Genomic DNA, 6,394 nt, shown 5'->3' on the forward strand with positions numbered 1-6,394 from the left:
CCGCTATGTGGCAGTAGCTGCACACAAAGCGCGCGCAGGTGGCCGACCGCGCGCCGAAGGTGCCAAGAGAACAGCCGCCGCCGGAGGCGATGTCCTTTCAGTTGTAGTAGCCGTCGATGGGTACGCGGGCTTCGTCGTACAGGTTCGGGCCTTCCTGCGGTACGGCGGGGAATGGGCCGCCGGTGGTTTTGAGGCCGTTGAGTTGGTCGCCCGAGAGGGCGTAGACAACCTGGCCTAGGCCGGAGCGGGCTAGTGCGCCGGAGCACATCTCACAGGGTTGGCAGCTCGTGTACATGGTGGTGCCTGCGGCGACCTCCGGGGTGAGCTCGCGGGCGGCCCAGACCGCCAGCTTCAGCTCCGGGTGGTGGCTGATGTCAGACGAGGTGATGCTCGTGTTCTGCTCTTCGGCGAGGACCGTGCCGTCGGGGCCGACGAGCAGCGAGCCGAAGGGAGGGTTGCCTGCTTCGCGGGCGGCCAGCGCGAGGGCGATGGCTCGGCGGAGATGGGTTTCAGAGGTCATGTCAGCTCCTGCTTCAACGTGGCTAAGGCTTGCCAGGCGGTTTCGGGGTGTTCGGTCTCGGCGGGGTCGCCTTGAAACGGATCCAGTACGACGCTCTCAGCGCCAAGCTCACGCAGTACGTCGAAATCGGCGCGCACCTGGTCGATCGAGCCCTCGCCCGCGACCCGCGTCTCCTCAGGCAGCGGCGCGTCGGTCAACCGCAGCAAGATCCGCGGCGCAAACGCAGGCACCGGCCGACTCGCAGCGGCTGCGATCTCCCGGAGCTGATCAGTTGCCGTGCGCAACCAATCGACGCGCTCCCGGAGCGGGTGCCACGCGTCTCCGAGCAACACCGCCCGCCGCATGGCTGCCGTACTGCGGCCGCCGACCCACAACGGGATGCGTCCGGCACCGTAGTCGGCCTCATCAGCCCAGGCCGCCCGCAACGAAGTCAGCAACTCATCCGTCGCCCGCCCCCGCCGCGAGTGCTCAGCCCCAAGCGCCGAGAACTCCTGCTGAGCCCAACCAGCACCGACCCCGAGAACCAACCGACCGCCACTCAAAGCGTTCAGGTTCGCCGCCATCCGCGCGACGAGCAGCGGATGCCGGTAACCCGCAATCAGCACCGTCGTACCGAGTCGGACGCGCGAGGTGATCCCGGCCAGCCAACTCAACGTCGTGAACGGCTCGTAGAACGGCGCCGGATACTGCTCCGCGACATCCGGCGTGATCACCACGTGGTCCGACACCATCAGCAGGTCGTATCCGAGCCCTTCAACCACCTGTGCCCACTCGCGCAGCCGCGCCGGGTTCGTACCGGGCCCGAAGTTCGGAACGTTCACACCGATTTCCACCCCGCCAGGCTATCCAGGCAGCAGGCCAGCCTTGAAGAGATTTCTCCCGGCAAAATCGCCGCCACACCGGGGATTCACCGGTAGATTGCCCTGATGACCGAGACTCTCGATGCGATCGACTGGGCGGTGCTGACCGAGCTGCAGACCGACGCCCGGCTATCGCTCAGCGAACTGGGCCGGCGGGTCAACCTGAGCGCGTCGGCGACCACCGAGCGGGTCCGGCGACTGGAGTCGATCGGCGTCATCACCGGTTATCGGGCAGAGATCGACCTGGCGAAGGTCGGCTACCCCGTGCTCGCCGTCGTGCGGCTCAAGTACCCCGGCAACAAGCACGAGCCGCTCAAGCGACTCCTGGCCGAGCGCGGCGAGTTCCTCGAGTGCCTGCGCACGACCGGCGACGACTGCTACACGCTCAAAGTCGCCGCCACCTCGATGGCGCATCTCGAAGAACTCATCAACGAGCTGACCGAGTTCGGCAGCACCACGACCAACCTCGTCTACTCCCAAACCCAGGCTTATCGCGCTCCGACCCGGCCTAGTTGAGCTCCCCGAAGGCCTCGATCGCCCGCAGCGCATCGGCCTGCGACATGCCTGGCGGCTGGACCCGGAGAATGATGCCGTCGGCACCCATCTCCTCGTAGTGCGCGATCCGCTCGGCGCACTCCGCCGACGATCCGATGACACTGCGGTCGACGATGTCGTCCCAGCCCTGCGTGTAGCGGCTGGCGTCGGCCGACGTCCGCTTCCAGCCGGTATAGGCGTCGTACAGGTCGCGCAGCGGCTCTTCCAACGCCTTCCGCGCATCCTGCGAGGTCGGCGCCGCGTAGCCCTCGCGGCACAGGATCACCTCGGCGCCGAGGGTGCCTTTACCCCGCGGATACCCCAGATACTCGGCGATCTTGTCCGGCAGGACCTCGTCAGGCTGGTTGAACGACGTCGTCCAGCCGTCACACATCCGCGCGGTCCGTTCCAGTACGGCGGACACCTGGCCACCGTTCCACAGTCGGGGCCGTGGCGATTGCACCGGGCGCGGCGACAGGTACGCGTCCTGCAAACTGGTGAATCGGCCCGCGTAGGTCACCGACTCCTCGGTCCACAGCTTCGTCACGATCTCGAGGCATTCCTCGAACCGCGCGACCCGCTCGCGCTGCGTGACGCCGTACAGGGCGAACTCCTCCGGCCGGTAGCCGAGCACGAAGCCGGCGGTCACGCGGCCGCCGGACAGCACGTCCAGATGAGCGAGCGTTTCAGCCAGTACGACGGGCTGGTACAGCGGCGCGACGATCCCTGCCGTGGCGATCCCAATCGTCGAGGTGTGGGCCGCCAGCCAGGTCATCGAGGTGAGGATCTCGTGGTATCCGGGGCGGTGCAGGTGCCGCTCACCGAGCACCACCCACTCGAACCCGGCCTGCTCGGCGAGCTTCGCCTGCTCGACCGCGTCGGCCAGTTGCGGCCGTTCGCCGTCGGTGCCGTACAGATTGAGATACAAACCCAGCCGCATCAGGGTGCCACCTTCCGTTGACAGAGTGCACTCGGGGTATTTACGGTCTTGACCGTAAGTCCTTTTGTGTCGGAATGCGACCCCTAACCGCCTGAAGGTGTCCTTAAGGAGCCGACCTTGACTGTTCTATCGCACCCGGTCGGCCTTCCAGCCGGCACCGGAGCCGCGCCGATCAGCGCGATCCGGACCCGTGTCGTCAGCGCGCCGTACCGGCGTCCGTTCCAGATCAGCAGTGGCATCAGCACGGATCTGATCAGCCTGGTGGTGGAGATCCACACTGCTGACGGTGCCGTCGGTATCGGCGAAACGTCACCCATGACCGCCTACACCGGCGAGACCCTCGCCGGGGTCACCGCCGCGATCGAGGAGCACCTCGCCCCGGCTCTGATCGGCCGGGACCCACTCGACCGCGCCGGTGCGCACGTGGTGATGGACGGTGTCCTGCGCGGCCAGCATGTGGCCAAGTCCGGTATCGACATCGCCCTCTACGACCTGGCCGGCCGTCTGAGCGGCTGGCCGGTCCATGCGCTGCTCGGTGGCAGCATCCGGAGCCGAGTGCAGACCGCCTGGGTGGTGGGGCTCGGCACGCTCGATGAGATGGCCGCTGAGGCAGCTGAGTACTCAGCCCGCGGTTTCTCGCATCTGAAGGTCAAGGGCGGCCATGACCCCGCCAAGGACCTGGAGCTGATCCGTGCGGTCCGTGCGGCCGTCCCCGCCGACACAGAGATCTGTCTGGACGCCAACGAGGGGTACGACGCCACTACGGCCCTCCCCTACCTCGCCAAGATGACTGCGGCCGGTCTGAACCTTCTGGAGCAGCCCCTGCCCCGCTGGGATCTCGCTGGCATGGTCAGGCTGCGTGAGCGGCTGGATGTCCGGCTGATGGCCGACGAGAGCATGCACTCGCTCCACGACGCGCTGGAGATCGTACGGCGCGGTGCGGCCGATGTACTGAACATCAAGATCCTCAAGGTCGGCGGACTGCACCGGGCGCTCCAGATCGCCAATCTGGCCGAGGCCGCGGGTCTCGCGGTGAAGATAGGCTCGATGCCGGAGCTGGGCGTCGCCACTCTGGCAGCAGTTCACCTGGCCGCCGCCGTGCCGGGTGCGACGGTGCCGGCCGACCTGGTCGGTCCGCTGCTGGTCGAGGAGGACCCGCTGGCTCCGAGTGTGTTTGCCGACTGCAAAGGCTGGATCGACGTACCCACCCGACCCGGCCTCGGCCACGACGTCTAAGAGGTCCCATGCATCCCCTCGTCGAACAACTCCGCGGCACAGTCCTCCCTGCGGTCTTCACGCCAATGGACAGCACCGGCACGATCCAGTACGACGCTCTGTCCGCGTACGCCGGCGCTATTGCGGCCGAGGACATCGGTGGAATCGCGGTGTGGGCCCACACCGGCCGGGGGCTATACCTGTCGGCCGCAGACCGCACCAAGGTGCTGGAGACTTGGCGGCAGGCGACAACAGCGCCAGTCGTGGCAGGAGTCGGCGTACCGAGGTCAGAGTCCCCGCACAGCCTCGAGGAGGCTGCGGACCTGACAGTGGCGATGGCTCTGCAGGCTGCGGACGCCGGGGCGGATGCAGTGATGGTCTATCCGCTGGCTGGGCTGGCGGAGCTGTCTGACGGGCATGCGCAGGCAGTGAAGCTACATGAGCGGGTGGCGACCGAGAGTGGGCTGCCACTGGTCGGTTTCTACCTGCACGGTGAGGCCGGTGGGTACCCGTACCCGCCGGAGCTCATCCGGGACTTGCTGAGCCTCGATGCGATGCTCGGCGTCAAGACAGCGACGCTGGACCGAGCTATCGGCACTCAGGACGCCATCTGGGCCGGCCGGGATACCGGCAAGCTGCTAATCACTGGCGAGGACCGGATGTACGGCCCCTCGTTCATGTGGGGCGCAGACACGGCGCTGGTTGGGATCGCATCCGCACAGGTCGAGCTGTCGGTCGCCGTACTGCGCGCCTGGAAGGCGGGCGAGCACAGCGCGTTCCTGACTGCTTCCGACCGGCTGGACCGCTTCGCAGCAGCGACCTTCTACGCACCGATCGAGGGCTACGTGCAGCGGATGATCTGGGCAGCGGTCTGGGAGGGCCTGATCCCGGAAGAGGCCGCGTTCGACCCCTACGGCCCCGAACTGCCCGCGGCCGAGCGTGAGCTCGTCATCCGCGTCCTGGAGGAGCTGAAGACTGACAAGTGAGGTGGCGCGCTCCCTCCGTCGCTCCACCCACACCTCGTCCGCAGCCGACCAATTATGGTCTTGACCGAAACTAAGAGACTCTGGTTCGATCGTCAAGAGTTCGACTCACGGGGGTACTGATGGCAGTCGTGGTCGGCGTTGTCGGTCCGGAGGACGTCGTTCAGCGGGTGATCGCGACCGGTCCGCCGAGCGGTGCCAGCCTGCTGCCGCTGTCCTACCGGCACGAGGTCGAGACGGTCGCGCTGGTCGAGCAATGCGAGGTCGACGCATTCCTCTTCACCGGCATCGTCCCGTACACGATCGCCACCGAGGCCGGCGCGGTCGACCGCCCCGCCATGTACGTCTCGTACGACGGCGCCACGCTCCTGCGCGCCTTGGTCGAGCTGCTGCGGCTCGGCCACAACGTCACCCAGTTCTCGATCGACACGCTCCGGCGCAGTGAGGTCCTGGAGACCCTGATCGAGGCCAAGCTGCCGACCGACCAGATCCAGGTGCTCCCGTATCGGCCTGGCCTGACCTCGGACGACATCGTCACCTTCCACCGCAGCATGCGCGACAAGCACGACACCAAGATCGCGATCAGCTGCCTCGGTTCGGCCTTCCACCTGCTCGAGAACGAGATGCCATCAGTCCGCCTGGTCCCGTCGCGGTACTCGATCCGCTCCACCCTGCAGGCCCTCGTCCTCACCACCAGCGGCCAGCACGTCGGCGACGCCCAGGTAGCCCTCGGCATCGTCGACCTCCCCGAGCCGGACGCCGCCCTCGCCGGTGACCTGATCACCCTCGGCGGCAGCCTCGCCCTGCTCCCCGACGGCCGCTACCTGGTCGTCACCACCCGCGGACTGCTCGAGCAGGCGACCGAACAGTTCACCCGCCTGCCGCTGCTCGACCACCTCGCCGCGCGACACAGCACGGCGTACGTCGGCTTTGGTATCGGCCGCACTGCCGCAGAAGCAGAAGCCCTGGCCCGCCGAGCCGTCAGCCGAGCCGGCTCGATCGGCACCGTCGCCGGCGTCGTCTCGATGTCCGACGACGTCGAGATCGTCCTAGAACCCTCCGGCGACCAGCCCGCCATCCCCCGCGGCACCGACAGCCTCCCCCTGCTGGCCCGCCGCGTAGGCCTCAACCCCGCAACGCTAGCCCGCATGCGCGAACTGACGGCCAAAAACCCCGACGGCCTCACCACCCAAGACGTAGCCGACCACCTAGCCGTCCAACTCCGCACCGCCCGCCGAGTCCTGAAACGCCTGGAGCGAGCGGGCCTGGCCGACCCCATCGCCACCCAGCAACACGGCCAAACCGGCCGCCCACCCACCATCTACGCCATCCGCCTCTAGCC

The 6,394-nt window shown here is 67.6% G+C and carries 7 protein-coding genes; 4 read left to right on the forward strand and 3 right to left on the reverse strand.

Features of this window, described 5'->3' with window-relative positions; genetic code table 11:
* Positions 1–97: 97 nt before the first annotated feature.
* Together E1263_RS28835 and E1263_RS28840 are read right to left on the reverse strand one after the other, a co-directional pair.
* Positions 98–520 (reverse strand): nucleoside deaminase, encoded by a 423-nt coding sequence (locus E1263_RS28835; protein ID WP_132172986.1) that lies wholly within the window; start codon positions 518–520, stop codon positions 98–100.
* On the reverse strand, positions 517–1,353 hold the full coding sequence (locus E1263_RS28840; protein WP_132172988.1) for an LLM class flavin-dependent oxidoreductase: 837 nt from the start codon (positions 1,351–1,353) through the stop codon (positions 517–519). Before E1263_RS28840 ends, E1263_RS28835 begins: the two co-directional genes overlap by 4 nt.
* A gap of 93 nt (positions 1,354–1,446) precedes the next feature.
* Here E1263_RS28840 and E1263_RS28845 point away from each other — a divergent pair, with 93 nt between their 5' ends.
* A complete protein-coding gene (locus E1263_RS28845) occupies positions 1,447–1,896 on the forward strand; it encodes an Lrp/AsnC family transcriptional regulator (RefSeq protein WP_132172990.1) in 450 nt (149 codons plus the stop codon).
* On the opposite strand, the gene E1263_RS28850 is transcribed toward E1263_RS28845, so the two are convergent.
* Positions 1,889–2,854 (reverse strand): LLM class flavin-dependent oxidoreductase, encoded by a 966-nt coding sequence (locus tag E1263_RS28850; protein ID WP_132172992.1) that lies wholly within the window; start codon positions 2,852–2,854, stop codon positions 1,889–1,891. The genes E1263_RS28845 and E1263_RS28850 overlap by 8 nt on opposite strands.
* Positions 2,855–2,971: 117 nt before the next feature.
* Here E1263_RS28850 and E1263_RS28855 point away from each other — a divergent pair, with 117 nt between their 5' ends.
* From E1263_RS28855 to E1263_RS28865, 3 genes are all read left to right on the forward strand, one after another.
* Positions 2,972–4,090 carry a mandelate racemase/muconate lactonizing enzyme family protein gene (locus tag E1263_RS28855; protein ID WP_202869097.1) on the forward strand — a complete coding sequence of 373 codons (1,119 nt, stop codon included), beginning with the start codon at positions 2,972–2,974 and terminating at the stop codon, positions 4,088–4,090.
* An 8-nt stretch (positions 4,091–4,098) separates the two neighbouring features.
* Positions 4,099–5,055 (forward strand): dihydrodipicolinate synthase family protein, encoded by a 957-nt coding sequence (locus E1263_RS28860; protein WP_132172994.1) that lies wholly within the window; start codon positions 4,099–4,101, stop codon positions 5,053–5,055.
* A gap of 119 nt (positions 5,056–5,174) precedes the next feature.
* Positions 5,175–6,392, forward strand: a complete 1,218-nt coding sequence (locus tag E1263_RS28865; RefSeq protein WP_132172996.1) for a response regulator — start codon at positions 5,175–5,177, stop codon at positions 6,390–6,392.
* Positions 6,393–6,394: the final 2 nt, after the last annotated feature.

Origin of the sequence: Kribbella antibiotica (assembly GCF_004349055.1) — a bacterium.
In the GTDB taxonomy this organism is placed as follows: domain Bacteria; phylum Actinomycetota; class Actinomycetes; order Propionibacteriales; family Kribbellaceae; genus Kribbella; species Kribbella antibiotica.